Origin of the sequence: Methylomonas sp. Kb3 (genome assembly GCF_002834115.1) — a bacterium.
In the GTDB taxonomy this organism is placed as follows: Bacteria; Pseudomonadota; Gammaproteobacteria; order Methylococcales; family Methylomonadaceae; genus Methylomonas; species Methylomonas defluvii.
On the sequence record NZ_PIZT01000007.1, the window covers coordinates 142,418 to 155,675 of the forward strand.

The 13,258-nt window shown below is 53.8% G+C and carries 16 protein-coding genes; 8 read left to right on the forward strand and 8 right to left on the reverse strand.

The annotated features are described in order from the left end of the window. Positions 1–25 precede the first annotated feature (25 nt). Complete coding sequence (locus CWO84_RS06025) at positions 26–508, forward strand: YajQ family cyclic di-GMP-binding protein (RefSeq protein WP_033156023.1); 483 nt, start codon at positions 26–28, stop codon at positions 506–508. 192 nt (positions 509–700) lie between these two features. Beyond that, complete coding sequence (locus CWO84_RS06030; protein WP_033156024.1) at positions 701–1,357, forward strand: redoxin domain-containing protein; 657 nt, start codon at positions 701–703, stop codon at positions 1,355–1,357. Between the two features lie 202 nt (positions 1,358–1,559). On the opposite strand, the gene CWO84_RS24860 is transcribed toward CWO84_RS06030, so the two are convergent. Further along, positions 1,560–2,300, reverse strand: a complete 741-nt coding sequence (locus CWO84_RS24860) for a hypothetical protein (RefSeq protein WP_033156025.1) — start codon at positions 2,298–2,300, stop codon at positions 1,560–1,562. A 488-nt stretch (positions 2,301–2,788) separates the two neighbouring features. Here CWO84_RS24860 and CWO84_RS06040 point away from each other — a divergent pair, with 488 nt between their 5' ends. The 5 genes from CWO84_RS06040 to CWO84_RS06060 all read left to right on the forward strand — a co-directional run bounded on the left by CWO84_RS06040 (position 2,789) and on the right by CWO84_RS06060 (position 7,544). After that, positions 2,789–4,294, forward strand: coding sequence for a helicase HerA-like domain-containing protein (locus CWO84_RS06040; RefSeq protein ID WP_033156026.1), 1,506 nt, complete (start codon positions 2,789–2,791; stop codon positions 4,292–4,294). Between the two features lie 82 nt (positions 4,295–4,376). Next, complete coding sequence (locus CWO84_RS06045) at positions 4,377–4,751, forward strand: VOC family protein (protein WP_033156027.1); 375 nt, start codon at positions 4,377–4,379, stop codon at positions 4,749–4,751. 49 nt (positions 4,752–4,800) lie between these two features. Next, positions 4,801–5,487, forward strand: coding sequence for a YafY family protein (locus CWO84_RS06050; protein ID WP_033156028.1), 687 nt, complete (start codon positions 4,801–4,803; stop codon positions 5,485–5,487). 119 nt (positions 5,488–5,606) lie between these two features. Continuing rightward, positions 5,607–7,025, forward strand: a complete 1,419-nt coding sequence (locus tag CWO84_RS06055; RefSeq protein WP_101052105.1) for a phosphomannomutase — start codon at positions 5,607–5,609, stop codon at positions 7,023–7,025. Between the two features lie 72 nt (positions 7,026–7,097). Next, positions 7,098–7,544: a hypothetical protein gene (locus CWO84_RS06060; RefSeq protein WP_101052054.1), complete on the forward strand. Its 447-nt coding sequence runs from the start codon at positions 7,098–7,100 to the stop codon at positions 7,542–7,544. A 76-nt stretch (positions 7,545–7,620) separates the two neighbouring features. Here CWO84_RS06060 and cysN read toward each other — a convergent pair whose 3' ends face one another. Genes cysN through cysD form a run of 5 tightly spaced genes read right to left on the reverse strand, consistent with a single transcriptional unit; the run spans position 7,621 to position 11,268 of the window. Further along, on the reverse strand, positions 7,621–9,246 hold the full coding sequence (gene cysN / locus CWO84_RS06065; RefSeq protein WP_101052055.1) for a sulfate adenylyltransferase subunit CysN: 1,626 nt from the start codon (positions 9,244–9,246) through the stop codon (positions 7,621–7,623). A gap of 52 nt (positions 9,247–9,298) precedes the next feature. Continuing rightward, positions 9,299–9,676 (reverse strand): type II toxin-antitoxin system death-on-curing family toxin, encoded by a 378-nt coding sequence (locus CWO84_RS06070; protein ID WP_101052056.1) that lies wholly within the window; start codon positions 9,674–9,676, stop codon positions 9,299–9,301. 4 nt (positions 9,677–9,680) lie between these two features. After that, entirely contained in the window at positions 9,681–9,884 is a 204-nt protein-coding gene (locus CWO84_RS06075; RefSeq protein WP_101052057.1) for a hypothetical protein, read from the reverse strand. Between the two features lie 19 nt (positions 9,885–9,903). After that, a complete protein-coding gene (locus CWO84_RS24325) occupies positions 9,904–10,323 on the reverse strand; it encodes a DUF4124 domain-containing protein (protein WP_165786272.1) in 420 nt (139 codons plus the stop codon). A gap of 36 nt (positions 10,324–10,359) precedes the next feature. Beyond that, the gene (gene cysD, locus CWO84_RS06085; RefSeq protein WP_101052058.1) at positions 10,360–11,268 is read right to left on the reverse strand and encodes a sulfate adenylyltransferase subunit CysD; all 909 of its coding nucleotides are present in this window, start codon (positions 11,266–11,268) and stop codon (positions 10,360–10,362) included. Between the two features lie 90 nt (positions 11,269–11,358). Here cysD and CWO84_RS06090 point away from each other — a divergent pair, with 90 nt between their 5' ends. After that, complete coding sequence (locus CWO84_RS06090) at positions 11,359–11,787, forward strand: hypothetical protein (protein WP_101052059.1); 429 nt, start codon at positions 11,359–11,361, stop codon at positions 11,785–11,787. Positions 11,788–11,814: 27 nt separating this feature from the next. Here CWO84_RS06090 and trxC read toward each other — a convergent pair whose 3' ends face one another. Both trxC and CWO84_RS06100 read right to left on the reverse strand, forming a co-directional pair. Then, positions 11,815–12,249, reverse strand: coding sequence for a thioredoxin TrxC (trxC, locus tag CWO84_RS06095; protein ID WP_033156037.1), 435 nt, complete (start codon positions 12,247–12,249; stop codon positions 11,815–11,817). A gap of 55 nt (positions 12,250–12,304) precedes the next feature. After that, complete coding sequence (locus CWO84_RS06100) at positions 12,305–13,258, reverse strand: zinc metalloprotease HtpX (protein WP_033156038.1); 954 nt, start codon at positions 13,256–13,258, stop codon at positions 12,305–12,307.

Sequence of the window (13,258 nt, forward strand, 5' to 3'; positions counted from 1 at the left end):
ACTTTTATACTTGTAAATCAATGCTATGCCATCATTCGACATCGTTTCAGAACTCGACAGCCACGAAGTAACCAACGCAGTGGACCAGGCCAATAAAGAAGTCTCCACCCGTTTTGATTTCAAAGGCTCGAATGCCTGTTTCGAGCAGCAGGAAGACAGTATCCTGATGAAAGCCGAATCGACCTTTCAACTGCAACAAATGTTACCGATTTTGTATGCCAAAATGGGTAAACGCGGTATCGATATTTCCAGTTTGGAAAGCGGCAAGATTCAGGATACCGGCAAAACCGCTCAGCAATCCATCACCTTGAAGCAGGGTGTGGGTAGCGATCTGGCGAAAAAAATCGTCAAGCTGATCAAAGATAAAAAGCTCAAAGTGCAGGCCGCGATCAATGGCGATAAGGTGCGCGTGACCGGTAAAAAGCGCGACGATTTGCAGGAAGTCATTCAAATGTTGCGCACGGAAGATTTGGAGCAGCCTTTGCAATTCAATAACTTTCGGGATTAGTCCTCACCATTACGCCGACGAGCTTATCCGGCGTTGCAGCTATGGTGCCGCGGGTGTGGATTCCGCAGGGAGTTTTCAGTTAAATTCTTCCGGTTGGCACAAGGCGTTCGGTAAGCTAATGATGTTGGTTGACGGACGCTGAGCAACATAAATTTGGTCGGGACTTGGTTAAAGCTATCGGGGGAGAGCGATATGAAAACGGTAATGATTGGTCAAAAAGTACCGCCCCTATCGGTTTCCGACTGGGTGCAGGGACAGCCTGTCAATTTCGAACAATTGCTTGGACAAGTCGTGTTGGTGGCGGTGTTTCAAGTCAACTGTCCCGGCTGTTTCTTGTCATGTCTGCCGCAGGTGTTGGCGTTAAAACAACGTTATGCCGAGCGCGGTTTGACCGTACTGGGGCTGGCCACCGCCTTTGAAGACTTCGATAAAAATAATCTGCAAAATCTAAAATGTTTGGTTGAGACCGGTGAGGTGATCGGCGAAACCTTGCGGGTTTTAACGGAACGAGGACTGCTACAGGACGGCAAGTTGCCGTATCGTATTGATTTTCCGGTAGCCATGGATAGATTGACCAAGCGCGAATTCGGCAGTATCGAAAGCGAAATTGACGCTTTTATCAGCCAACGCTTGAGCGATTTGGAACAAGACATCGGCTTACGCCAACCGCATGTGCGAGCGCAGGTAAAACAATATTTACAAACCCTGGATTATCATGCCGAAACCTTCGAGTTTTTCCAGTTACAGGGTACCCCGTCTTATATTCTGGTTGATAGAGCAGGCTTGCTGGTTCAATGCAGGTTTGGCGCGTATCCCGATCTGGAAACAGATATTCTCAAGCTATTGTAGTTCCCTTTCCTGCTCCGTAGGACCGTGCTACCGGCGAATGCCGCGCCCGCTTTCGCAAGGGGCTTTAGACGAAGCAGTTACAAGGCTGGCGGCTGCTTGTGGAGAAATCTTAAGGCGACATCCGTGTCTATTGTTAACGTTTTTTTAGCTGGCCCGACACGCCGTTTTAGGCAGCGTTAAGCTGGGGTGTAGCAATACTGTATTAAGCGATTGTTTTGCGACGCAAACCCATCAGGCCAGCCAATGCCGAGCCAAATAACCAAACCGCACCGGGAACAGGCACTGCGGTAGTTCCGCCTTCAATAAACGGTGTAAATACCAGGCTTTGTGATGACTGTTTTTTCTCGATCAATGCAGAATCACCCACATTGAAAGCTTCGGCGGTCAAGTCGTTTTGAATCCTGACACGCACATCCGCGTTACCCCATGCGACAGGCGTATCCAGTGTTGCGGCAGCCGACCAAGTGCTTAGCGGGCAGCCGGACGATGTGGCGCATGAGTCTGTCAACGGACCGGCGGAAAAATTGGTCGCGATATGATCCACGCCATTCCACAGATTGGTTAAACGCAATTGACCGGAAGCATCGACCGAAGGTGCCAGGGTGACGCTACCGGAGCGATTGACCAGGCGGTAATCACCGTTTTCCACCAGGCTTACGCTGCTTAAACTTAGATCCGCATCGGGTCTAATATCGAACTGCACATTGCTGTTGGCGAAGACCGTGCCCTGAGTACCGGTTGCTTGGGCTTTAAAATTTAACGGCGAGAATAAAACGCTCTTGCCGTCGCCCGATAAAGTCGGCGCGCCAAACAAGCCCAGATTCGTATCGTCATAGATGGCCGTAAAGCCGTTGCCGTCCAACGAAATTAATGCCGCCGAGGCATGTCCGCTTAACATTGAAATAACCCCGGCGCTTGCCAGGAACAAAGTCTTGATTTTCATAGGATCTCTAAATAATTCATGAATAGACAAGGTAACGAGCCGCCACAATAGCTTTACCTATCGGCTTATCGAAGCGGGTTAAAGTTTGCTGGCCGCATTATGTTTGGGGTTTGTCTAATGCGTTGCCGCGTCCATTGCCAGCTACCTGCTACCCGTCTTTGGTCGAGATAAGCTCGAATAAAAACAAAGTTATAGGCTTCTTCCTGTGAGTTCTGTCTCAGCGACCTAGCAGAGTTCCGGTCGGTGCGCAATCGTACGAATTGTCTAAGTCAAAACAGTTACCGGTCCGTGAAGGTTTGAAGAAATGTATTACAAAGGTATTCTGCCCATTGATAGATGGCGATACTGAAAGCCTGGGGCTGGCCTCTGTTTTACGGATACCAAACTGCTTCAGCGGCGGAACATAATGCCAACCTATACCTAACAATTCAGGTCATGGTATGGTGGCGCGACCTTTTTATCCTTGTCGCTTTTTTCAGGAAACGCCCATGACCGAACCCTTGCTGATTGCCAAATCCCAGACTGCCGAACTGTGTCTGCTGCCGAGCATGGCTAACCGCCACGGCTTGATAGCCGGCGCGACCGGTACCGGCAAAACCATCACCTTGCAAACCTTGGCCGAGGCTTTTTCGCAAATCGGCGTGCCGGTATTCATGGCCGATGTGAAGGGCGATTTATCCGGCATCAGCAGGACGGGGGGCGGCAATGCCAAAGTCGAGGCGCGGCTGGCTGAGTTGGGGTTAGCCGCCGACTATGCGGCGATGCCGACGTTGTTTTGGGATGTGTTGGGGAAAAAAGGCCATCCCTTGCGCTCGACGGTGTCGGAAATGGGGCCGTTATTGTTGGCACGGATGCTGGATTTGAACGAGGTGCAAAGCGGCGTGCTTACCGCAGCCTTTAAAATCGCCGACGACAACGGCTGGTTATTGCTGGACTTGAAAGATCTGCGGGCCTTGCTGCAATACGCCTCGGAAAATGCCTCTGAGTTGTCCGGCGAATACGGCAGCATCTCGGCGGCCAGCGTCGGCGCGATCCAGCGCGGCTTGTTGCAACTGGAACACGAAGGCGGCGAGAATCTGTTCGGCGAGCCGGCTTTGGACTTTAACGACTTTCTGCAAACCGACGGCGGCCGGGGCGTGATCAATATTCTGGCGGCCGACACGCTCTACAACTCGCCGCGCGTCTACGCCACCTTGTTATTGTGGCTGCTGTCCGAGTTATTCGAAAATCTGCCGGAAGCCGGCGATCTGGATAAACCTAAATTGGTATTTTTCTTCGACGAAGCGCATTTGCTGTTTAACGACGCGCCGTCCGCGCTGCTGCAAAAAATCGAGCAAGTAGTGCGTTTGATTCGTTCCAAAGGCGTGGGCGTGTATTTTGTCAGTCAAAATCCGTTGGATATTCCGGACGTGATCTTGGGCCAGCTCGGCAATCGGGTGCAGCACGCCTTGCGGGCGTTTACCCCGCGCGATCAAAAAGCCGTGAAAGCGGCGGCGGAAACCTTTAGAGCCAATCCGGGTGTGGATGTCGAAACTGCAATCACCGAGCTCGGTGTCGGCGAAGCTTTGGTATCTTTTCTGGATGAAAAAGGCACGCCCTTGCCGGTACAGCGGGCCATGATCAAGCCGCCAAGCTCTCATGTCGGCGCGGTCAGCGATGCCGAACGCCAGGAATCGATCAATACTTCCGTCATCGCCGGCCATTACGAAAAACAGGTTGATCGCGAATCGGCCTACGAAATTCTCAAAGGCCGCGCCGAAAAAGTCGTGCCGCTCGAATCTGCTAGCGAAAGCGGCGATTCCGGATCCGGTTTCAATTGGGGCGAAGTGCTATTGGGCGGCGTCGGTGCCGCTACCAAATCCCGGCGCGGCCGCAGCGGCGGACAAAGCGTGCTGGAAGCGGCCGCCAAAAGCGCGGCGCGCAGCATCGGCCAGGAAGTGGGTAAGCAAATCATTCGCGGCGTGTTGGGATCGTTATTGGGTGGTCGGCGCTAAGGCTCAAAACATTGCTGACATAACGCTGTCAGGAGGGCTGTTTTAGGATGACGGCTCTTTTAACCACAACGAGGACAACATCATGATCAACAACGTCGCAACCTGGTTTGAATTACCCGTCGTCGATATGCCGCGCGCGCAGGGTTTTTACCGCAGCATTTTGAATGCATCGTTCAAGGAAGAGGAAATGAGCGGCTATCAAATGGCGATTTTCGACGCTGAAGAAGGCGCGGTTAGCGGTATGTTGATATTGGGCGAACACTATCAACCTAGCGCGACCGGTGCGGTAGTCTATTTCAATGGTGGTGCCGACTTGAACGAGCCGCTGGCCAAGGTGGAAGCAAACGGCGGCAGCGTGTTGATGCCGAAAACCCCCATCCACGACGGCGAATGTGGTTACTTTGCGATGCTACTCGACAGCGAAGGTAACCGGGTTGGCCTGTATTCCCAAGCTTAACGGCAATTAAAACAGCGGGCAGTCTCAATCCTAACTGCCCGTTCCGCAAATGCGCCGCGCTGATCGCCTATTTCAAATCGTCCAAATCCTGCGTAACCGAAGGCTGGTTACCGCCAAGGCGCTCGCCGAACGTCTGGAAGTATCCGAGCGCACCATCTATCGAGACATTCAGGTTTTAAGCCTGTCCGGTATTCCTATCGAAGGCGAGGCCGGCGTCGGTTACATGCTGCGTCATAGTCTGGATATTCCGCCCATTATGTTCAGCGCTGCCGAACTGGAAGCCTTGGTCATCGGCGCGCGGATGGTGAAAACCTGGGCCGGCAAGGAGCTGGGGCATTCCGCGCAGTCGGTGCTGGATAAGGTCGCGGCAGTGGTGCCGGCCGAGTTGCGCGAGCAGCTGGAGCGGAGCAAGTTATTCGCGCTACGTTTTTCGCAACGCGAAGACTTGGATGTGACCATGGATATTTGCCGCAAGGCGCTGGACGGTAAGCGCTTGCTGTCCATGGATTACCGCCGCGCGGACGGTACCTTCAGCCAGCGGCGAATCAGGCCGCTGGGCCTGTATTTTTGGGGCAACGTCTGGACCTTGGTGGGTTGGTGCGAACTGCGCGGCGATTTTCGTAATTTTCGGTTGGATCGCATCCTGCGGGCGCAGGTGCTGGACGAAGTGTTTACCGACGACGCCGGCCAAACCTTGCAGGATTTTATTCGGCGGATGCATTGCTCGCCGCAGTGAGCTTGTCCTGTTAAGGCGAAGATTCGGGTTGCCGAACGCCAGCTTTTCTCTATCATGTCTGTTTAAAGCGGCATTCTTGCCGATGTTTTCATTTTATCGACTCTCAATTGATCCTGCTCATGACAACAATCAACATCCAACAAATGATGGCCGATAGCGGCGTGGCGTTCGGCACCAGCGGCGCGCGCGGCCTGGTTAGCCAAATGACCGGCGAAGTCTGTGCCGCTTATACGCTGGCGTTTATCCAAGGTTTAAATTTGGCGCGGCCCGGCCAAAAAATCGCGCTTGGCATGGATCTAAGGCCGTCCAGTCCGGACATTGCCCAAGCCTGCGTGGCCGGCATTCGTCAGTCCGGTTGCGAAGTGGATTTTTGCGGGGTGTTGCCGACGCCAGCTTTGGCTTTGTATGCGTTAGCCAACGGTTTGCCGGCGATTATGGTCACCGGCAGTCATATACCGTTCGACCGCAACGGCATCAAGTTTTATCGTGCCGACGGCGAGATCAGCAAGGCCGACGAAGCAGCGATGACTAGCGCAACAGTGGACGTGCAAACTGTTTCCGCCGAGCTGCCGCCAGTCAATCCGGCTGCACTGACGCAATTTCGGCAACGCTACACCAGTTTATTCGGTCATGATTTGTTAAACGGCTGGCGAGTCGGCGTTTACGAACATTCCAGCGCCGCGCGCGATGTGCTGAAAGACGTGCTGGCGGCGTTGGGTGCCGAGGTGATCGGTTTGGAGCGCACCGATACCTTCGTGCCAATCGACACCGAAGCGGTCGGCGAAGCTGATAGGCAACGCGGCCGTAACTGGGCTGCCGAATATAAACTGGATGCGTTGATTTCCACCGACGGCGACGGGGACCGTCCCTTGATCGGCGATGAAACCGGCGAATGGCTGCGCGGCGATATTGTTGGTTTGCTGTGCGCGAAGTTTCTGGGCGCAGACACGGTGGTGACGCCGGTGAGCTGCAATACCGCCATCGAAGCATCGGGCTGGTTCAAGCAAGTGGTTCGCACGCGGATTGGTTCGCCATACGTGATTGCCGGCATGGAGCAAGTGTCAAGCGGCGGTGTGGCTGGTTTTGAAGCCAACGGCGGCTTTCTGGCCGGGAGCGGTTTGTCCGTGAATGGCAAAGTATTGGCGCCATTGCCGACTCGCGATTCTCTGCTGCCGGCGCTGGCTTTGCTGGCGATGGCCAGCACTCAAGGCGTGAAATTATCCGGCTTATTGCAAGGCTTGCCGCAACGTTACACCGCCAGCGACCGCATCCAGGCGTTTCCTGTCGCCAATAGCCGGGCCTTGCTGGAACGGTTGCAAGCCGATGAGACCGCTTATCGCGGACTATGGGGTGACACGCTCGGGGCTCCGGTTAGCCGCGATACGACGGACGGCCTGCGCTTGACCTTCGCCAACGGCGAGATCGTGCATCTGCGTCCCTCCGGCAATGCGCCGGAATTGCGTTGCTACGCCGAGGCCGACGCTATGGCGCGCGCGGAAGAGTTGGTGGCTTTGACGTTAAAACGGATTGCCGGCTAGCGGTTAATCCGCCGTTAAGTTTCCTTGTAGTATTGTCTAATCTCGATAACAACTAAGTACGAGGGTAACACCATGCAACATAAAGCAATTTTATTCAGCTCTTTAGTATTGGTTTCCGGCGCCGCGTTTGCACAATCGGCTGTGCTGGAAGGTGTGGCCAAACAAGCGGCCAAGGATACCGCGACTGCCGTCGCGCCCGGAGCGGTGCAACGAGCAGAACAGGCTAACGAAGCCTTGCAGCGTGCCCAAGAAGTGAAGCAAGGTGTGGAAAATGCGCCGGGGCAATTGAAGAATCAGGCCCAGGAAGCGGTTAAAGACGCCGCTCAGCAAAAACTGGAACAAGCCGTGCCAGCCGAAGTGAAGCAAGGTGCCGAAACCCTGAAGGCTGGTAAGGAAACGGCAAAACAGTTGAAAGGTAAAGTCGACGCGGCGCCCAAATCAACCGGCGAAGCGGTCAAAGCCGTGAAAGGCAAAGCCAAGCAAAAAGCGGCGGCAAAAGCGCTGGATTTGTTGAACTAATCGGCTGGAAAACGGGCGGCGGCTATTCGCCGCCCTTCCTAAATATCGCCAAGACCAGAGCTTGGCGAATACATCACTAACGAATCACTTCCCGATTTTTCAATGCGACGTAGATGTCATCAACGCTGTATTGATCGCAATCAAAGCTCAAATCGGCTGCGGCCGGTTTTCCATCAAGGCACAGGCACAATAAACCAGCATTTTTGATCGCGGTAGCCAGCGCATCGTTCGCTTGTTCCAATACCGTCGTAGCATGGCCGGTGTCGAATAATTTACGTTCCAATTGGTAAGCCACCTGCTGGGCGTTGGCGCCACTCAAGGTGATGATGCTGGCGGTTTGGCTGAAGCGTATCGCCCGCTCGGCTGCGGACACCGGCGACCAGTCTTCCGCGCTGGCGTCACCGGTGATCATGCCGGCGCCGACCGTGACGTTGGTCAGGCGGTCTATGACGATGAAGGAGCCGGTGGTTTTGTTGCGTTTGTATGGGTCGAATACCACCGGCGCATTGACTGCCACGGTGCAAGAACCGATTTCGTTCAGTTTCAACTCATTGGCATCGTGGTGTTCCAGCGTGTTGACGTCGATGCGGTGATGAATCATCGATACCGAGCCGGACACGCTGCGCGTTGCCAGTTTGATCACATACTGCCGGCCGGGCACCATGGCTTGCTCGGTCATCCAGACGATGGTGGCTTTGAATTTGTCGGCGATGCTGGGCGCGGCTTGTTGCTTCCCAAGGATGATGTCGCCACGGCTGACGTCGATTTCGTCTTCCAGCGTCAACGTGACCGCCATGGCCGCAAACGCTTCGTCCAACTCGCCATCGACGGTGACGATGGATTTGATCTTGCTGGTTTTGCCGGACGGCAGCGCGGTAATGGCATCGCCTTTATGAAATATGCCGGATGCGACGGTGCCGCAGAAACCGCGAAAATCCAGGTTGGGGCGGTTGACGTATTGCACCGGGAAACGGGCGTCGGCGAAGTTGTGGTCGCTCGCGATCTCGATGCTATTCAAAAGCTCCATCATCGGCATGCCGGTAAACCAGGGCATGTTCTCGCTGGGGTTGACCACGTTATCGCCGTCCAACGCAGACATCGGAATGAAATGCACATCGTGCAAATCCAGTGATTTGATGAACGCCAGATAATCGTCCTGAATCTTGCGGAAGGTTTCTTCGCTGTAACCGACCAGGTCCATCTTGTTGATAGCGACGATGATGTGCTTGATGCCCAGCAAGGAGGCGATGAAGCTATGGCGCTTGGTTTGGGTTTGCACACCGTAACGGGCGTCGATCAAGATCACTGCCAAGTCGCAGGTCGAGGCGCCGGTGGCCATGTTGCGGGTGTATTGCTCGTGGCCCGGGGTGTCGGCGATGATGAATTTGCGGGTTGAGGTGGAAAAATAGCGGTAGGCGACGTCGATGGTGATGCCTTGTTCGCGCTCGGCCTGCAAGCCGTCGACCAGCAAGGCCAAGTCGATCTTGCCGGCGCCGGTGGTGCCGGATTTGACGCTGTCGGCCTGCACTGCAGCCAACTGGTCTTCGTAAATCATTTTCGAGTCGTGCAACAGGCGGCCGATCAGGGTGCTCTTGCCGTCGTCGACATTACCGCAGGTTAAAAAGCGCAATAGCTCTTTGCGCTCGTGTTGCGCCAGATAGGCGTTGATGTCGGTGCTGATTAGGTCGGATTGGTGGGACATGGGGTTCCTAAATGCCTTATTTGTAATAAAAGGTGCCGCGCTGTTAAAGCGCTTACTTGCAATGTTGTTTTAATAATTCGGCTAGTTCGTCACGACTCAATTGCCGGGTTGCTACACTGATCACCCACTCGTAGAGCTGGGGATTGTCCATGGCCGGCTGCTTGCGATTGGCCGCCAGAAAAACTAGCATACAGGCCGCAGGGGCTCGCTTGTTACCGTCCAGAAACGGATGGTTATTGGCCAGCGAATAGCAGTATTGAGCGGCGGTTTGAAAAATGTCGCCGCTGTAGTGCCAGATTTGCCGGGCTGCGCCGAGCGCCGATTCCAGCAAGGCTTCATCTCTGATGCCCTGCGTGCCGCCGAAGCGTTCGATCTGTTGCCGATGTATCGTCAATGCCAAAGTTTTCGACATAAAAAACAACTCGGGCATGCTGTTACTGCGCTAATTTAGCAAAGGCGTCGGCATATTGATTCATCAATTGCTCGTGAATCTTTAAAGCGTCTTCATCGTTAATTACGCTATCGGGTAAGGATTGCTGTTGTTTTTGTTCCAAAAACAAGACGAAATCCAATACCTCGGCCTGCAGATGCGGTTCCAGTCTCACAAGGTGTTCTTGTATTTCTTCATGTAATTGCATGAGTCACCTGTAAAAAGACTTATCGACACCACTGCTTTTCGCAGGGAACACCGTCATTGTTGCCATCCATTTTAGTGTCAGGGCAGTTATTGATGAAGTATGTCGCCTCTTCGCACGATCTCATTTGCGAACAATAAACGCGGCCGTCGCAAACGAAGTTCTCAGTATTACGCTCCGTGGAGCTGGCCGTTGCATTGTTAGGCTCTGATTTCGGGGCGCTTTCGAAAAGGCCTTTAACTTTGTCGGTTAGTTTTGAGGAAAGGGGCTGTTCTGCTTTCACTTCCGCAAGCGGTTTTAAATCCGGTGTCTTGCGATCAGCTTTTTGATCGCAAGCGGTATCCGAATAGACTACATGACCCTTTGCATCGGTACATTTATAAACACCGGCCAAGCTATCCGCGGAGTAAAACAGGATAAACAAGCACAAGAATTTCTTCACTATTCGTGTTTCCTCATTCGCTAACGGTACAAGCGTTCAGAAGTAACCTTCGCGTTTCTTTTGTTCCATGGAGCCAGCCTGATCGTGGTCGATCAAACGGCCTTGGCGTTCAGAGGTGGTAGTCAGCAGCATTTCCTGGATGATTTCCGGCAACGTGGTTGCAGTCGATTCAACCGCGCCGGTCAAGGGGTAGCAACCCAGGGTGCGGAAACGTACCATTTTCATTTCCACCTTGTCGTCCGGGCCAATCGGCATGCGCTCGTCGTCGACCATGATCAGCATGCCGTCTTTCTCGACCACTGGCCGCTCTTTGGCAAAATACAAAGGCACGATGGGGATATTCTCCAGATGGATATATTGCCAAATGTCCAGTTCTGTCCAGTTGGATAGCGGGAACACGCGGATAGACTCACCTTTATCGACTTTGCCGTTATAAATGTTCCAGAGTTCTGGACGTTGATTTTTTGGGTCCCAACGGTGGTTCTTATCGCGGAATGAATAGACACGTTCTTTGGCGCGGGATTTTTCCTCGTCGCGGCGGGCGCCGCCGAAGGCTGCGTCGAACTGGTATTTGTTCAAGGCTTGTTTCAAACCGTCGGTTTTCATCACGTCAGTATGTTTTTTACTGCCGTGCGTGAACGGGCCTATGCCTTGGGCGACGCCTTCTTCGTTGATATGCACGATTAAATCCCAACCCAGATCTTTCGCCATGTTGTTACGAAACTCGATCATTTCCCGGAATTTCCAGGTGGTATCGACATGCAATAAGGGGAAGGGCGGTTTGCCGGGGAAGAAGGCTTTGCGGGTCAGATGCAGCATGACCGCGGAGTCCTTGCCGATGGAATACAGCATGACCGGCTTTTCAAATTCCGCTGCCACTTCGCGAATGATATGGATGCTTTCTGCTTCGAGCTGTTTCAGATGGGTTAATTTATAATCGGTCATCAATTATCCGGGGCGCACGGCCATGTTTGCTGTGGAGTGTAAGCCCGCTATTTTAAAGGCAAACCCCCATCGACGCTATCGGCAAAGCTTATGAGACAGATACACGGACTGGAAAAGTTGGCCGGGCAGCAGTCCGGTCGGCTGAATGCGCCAAAACTGGCCGACTTGCTACGGATGGATTTGCGCCAGTGTCGTTGCAGTATTTACGGCTCTATCGGCGATGACGACAAGGTGTTGCTGGCGGAGCTGGCGCTGTTGCCGGAAAGTCTTGAATACGAGATGTTCGATCAGCGAATTGATTTGATCGTCGCCGGGCCGATACTGCGCAACGACTGTGTACCATTAATTTATCGCCTACAGGGCGAGCAGTTTGCGCTTAGCGGCCGCTGCTCAATGATCGCTCGGGTGTGCGGTGTGGATTTGTATCTACAGCGCAGTTATACCGGCGTGATTGGTGATGTCGCCAGGCAAAAGTTCTCCATATCACTACCACCGCTACTGAAAATGCTTGGGCATTGACTGCCTCGATAGCACATCCGAAAACCCTTATAGCTGGCTATTCACCCAGCGCACGATGTCCGGTGCGCTCAAGGCGCCGGACTGTCTGGCCAACTCTTGGCCGCTCTTAAATAAAATCAGCGTCGGAATACTGCGAATGTTGTAACGGGCGCTGAGCTGTTGCTCCGCTTCGGTGTCGACTTTACCCAACCGAATCCGTGGTTCCAAAACCTGCGCGGCTTGGGCAAAAGCCGGCGCCATCATTTTGCACGGTCCACACCAGTCTGCCCAAAAATCCACCAGGAGTGGAATATCGTTGCGTGCCAGATGTATTTCAAAGCTTTTCGCAGTCAAAGCCAAAGGATGGCCGCTGAATAAGGCTTGGTGGCATTGTCCACATTTTGGGCTTTGCGACAGACGGGCCGCCGGCAGGCGGTTTACCGCTTGGCAATGTGGGCAGACTAAATGTAGGGATTCGCTCATATTGTGTTCTCGAATATAAGTATCGGCGAATTGATTCGCCCGTAAAATTTACCAACTATCGCCACAAACCGCCGATGCGCCAACGAACTGGCCGAACAATCACCCGGTTACCGTAACTCGGCGCGATAAACGGCTCGTGCCAAAGGGTTTGCGGCCGGCTGGGGCTCAAGGCTTGCAGGCGGCGTACCCGTTCAGCGGTGGGCGGATGAGTGCGCAGCCAAGAAGGCTCGGGATTGCCCCAGCCCGGTAGCAGTATCGACTTCCAGCCGCCACTGACTTGTTCGATATGCGCCAAGGCTGTCGCCAAACCCAAGGGGTCTCCGGTCAGCGCCGCAGCATTCAGGTCGGCATCGTATTCGCGGATGCGCGATAAGCCCAATTGCATCAGCAACGCCAAATGCGGCGAAAACAATAGCAGCAACAAGCCCGGCCAATTGATTTGAAAGCTGATTTCGCCGAACAGCAGCAAAGGGATGGACAGCAACAAAAACAACTGTCCGGTGGCGGCGAATAAAGCGGTAATTCGGCTAATCGCATCGGCCAAGCCCATCACCCGCAAATCGTTATTGGCGATATGGGCCATTTCATGTGCCAATACCCCGGCTAGCTCCCGTGAGTTTAGCTGCTTGAACAATCCGTCGGTCAACGCAATCGCCGACTGTCGGCGGCTGCCGACTGCAAAGGCATTGATGAGCGGGCTGGGAATGTAAAATGGCGCCGGGACGCTAGACAGTTCGGCGCGCTCCGTTAGCACTTGCAACATTTGCCACAGTGCCGGTGCTTCTTGTGGAGAAATTGGCCTAGCTCGGTAAAGACTTAGCGTCAAGCGCCAGGCCGTCGCCGGTTCGAAGATCAGCGCAAATACGCCGGTCGCCAACGCAATCCAGATGCCTTCTTCGCCAAACAACAGGCTGCCGGCCAAGCTACAGATTGCCAGTAGCGCCAACATTAACAGCAGTGTTTGCAGTCGGTTAAGCCAGCTATGGCGATGCCATTCGATGCTTTGCAT

What these genes read in the sequence shown, in the direction of transcription:
- CWO84_RS06025 (WP_033156023.1), top strand. Translation starts at nt 26, where the DNA reads ATGCCATCATTCGACATCGTTTCAGAACTCGACAGCCACGAAGTAACC.
- CWO84_RS06030 (WP_033156024.1), top strand. Translation starts at nt 701, where the DNA reads ATGAAAACGGTAATGATTGGTCAAAAAGTACCGCCCCTATCGGTTTCC.
- CWO84_RS24860 (WP_033156025.1), bottom strand. Translation starts at nt 2,300, where the DNA reads ATGAAAATCAAGACTTTGTTCCTGGCAAGCGCCGGGGTTATTTCAATG.
- CWO84_RS06040 (WP_033156026.1), top strand. Translation starts at nt 2,789, where the DNA reads ATGACCGAACCCTTGCTGATTGCCAAATCCCAGACTGCCGAACTGTGT.
- CWO84_RS06045 (WP_033156027.1), top strand. Translation starts at nt 4,377, where the DNA reads ATGATCAACAACGTCGCAACCTGGTTTGAATTACCCGTCGTCGATATG.
- CWO84_RS06050 (WP_033156028.1), top strand. Translation starts at nt 4,801, where the DNA reads ATGCGCCGCGCTGATCGCCTATTTCAAATCGTCCAAATCCTGCGTAAC.
- CWO84_RS06055 (WP_101052105.1), top strand. Translation starts at nt 5,607, where the DNA reads ATGACAACAATCAACATCCAACAAATGATGGCCGATAGCGGCGTGGCG.
- CWO84_RS06060 (WP_101052054.1), top strand. Translation starts at nt 7,098, where the DNA reads ATGCAACATAAAGCAATTTTATTCAGCTCTTTAGTATTGGTTTCCGGC.
- cysN (WP_101052055.1), bottom strand. Translation starts at nt 9,246, where the DNA reads ATGTCCCACCAATCCGACCTAATCAGCACCGACATCAACGCCTATCTG.
- CWO84_RS06070 (WP_101052056.1), bottom strand. Translation starts at nt 9,676, where the DNA reads ATGCCCGAGTTGTTTTTTATGTCGAAAACTTTGGCATTGACGATACAT.
- CWO84_RS06075 (WP_101052057.1), bottom strand. Translation starts at nt 9,884, where the DNA reads ATGCAATTACATGAAGAAATACAAGAACACCTTGTGAGACTGGAACCG.
- cysD (WP_101052058.1), bottom strand. Translation starts at nt 11,268, where the DNA reads ATGACCGATTATAAATTAACCCATCTGAAACAGCTCGAAGCAGAAAGC.
- CWO84_RS06090 (WP_101052059.1), top strand. Translation starts at nt 11,359, where the DNA reads ATGAGACAGATACACGGACTGGAAAAGTTGGCCGGGCAGCAGTCCGGT.
- trxC (WP_033156037.1), bottom strand. Translation starts at nt 12,249, where the DNA reads ATGAGCGAATCCCTACATTTAGTCTGCCCACATTGCCAAGCGGTAAAC.
- CWO84_RS06100 (WP_033156038.1), bottom strand. Translation starts at nt 13,258, where the DNA reads ATGCAAAGCATCGAATGGCATCGCCATAGCTGGCTTAACCGACTGCAA.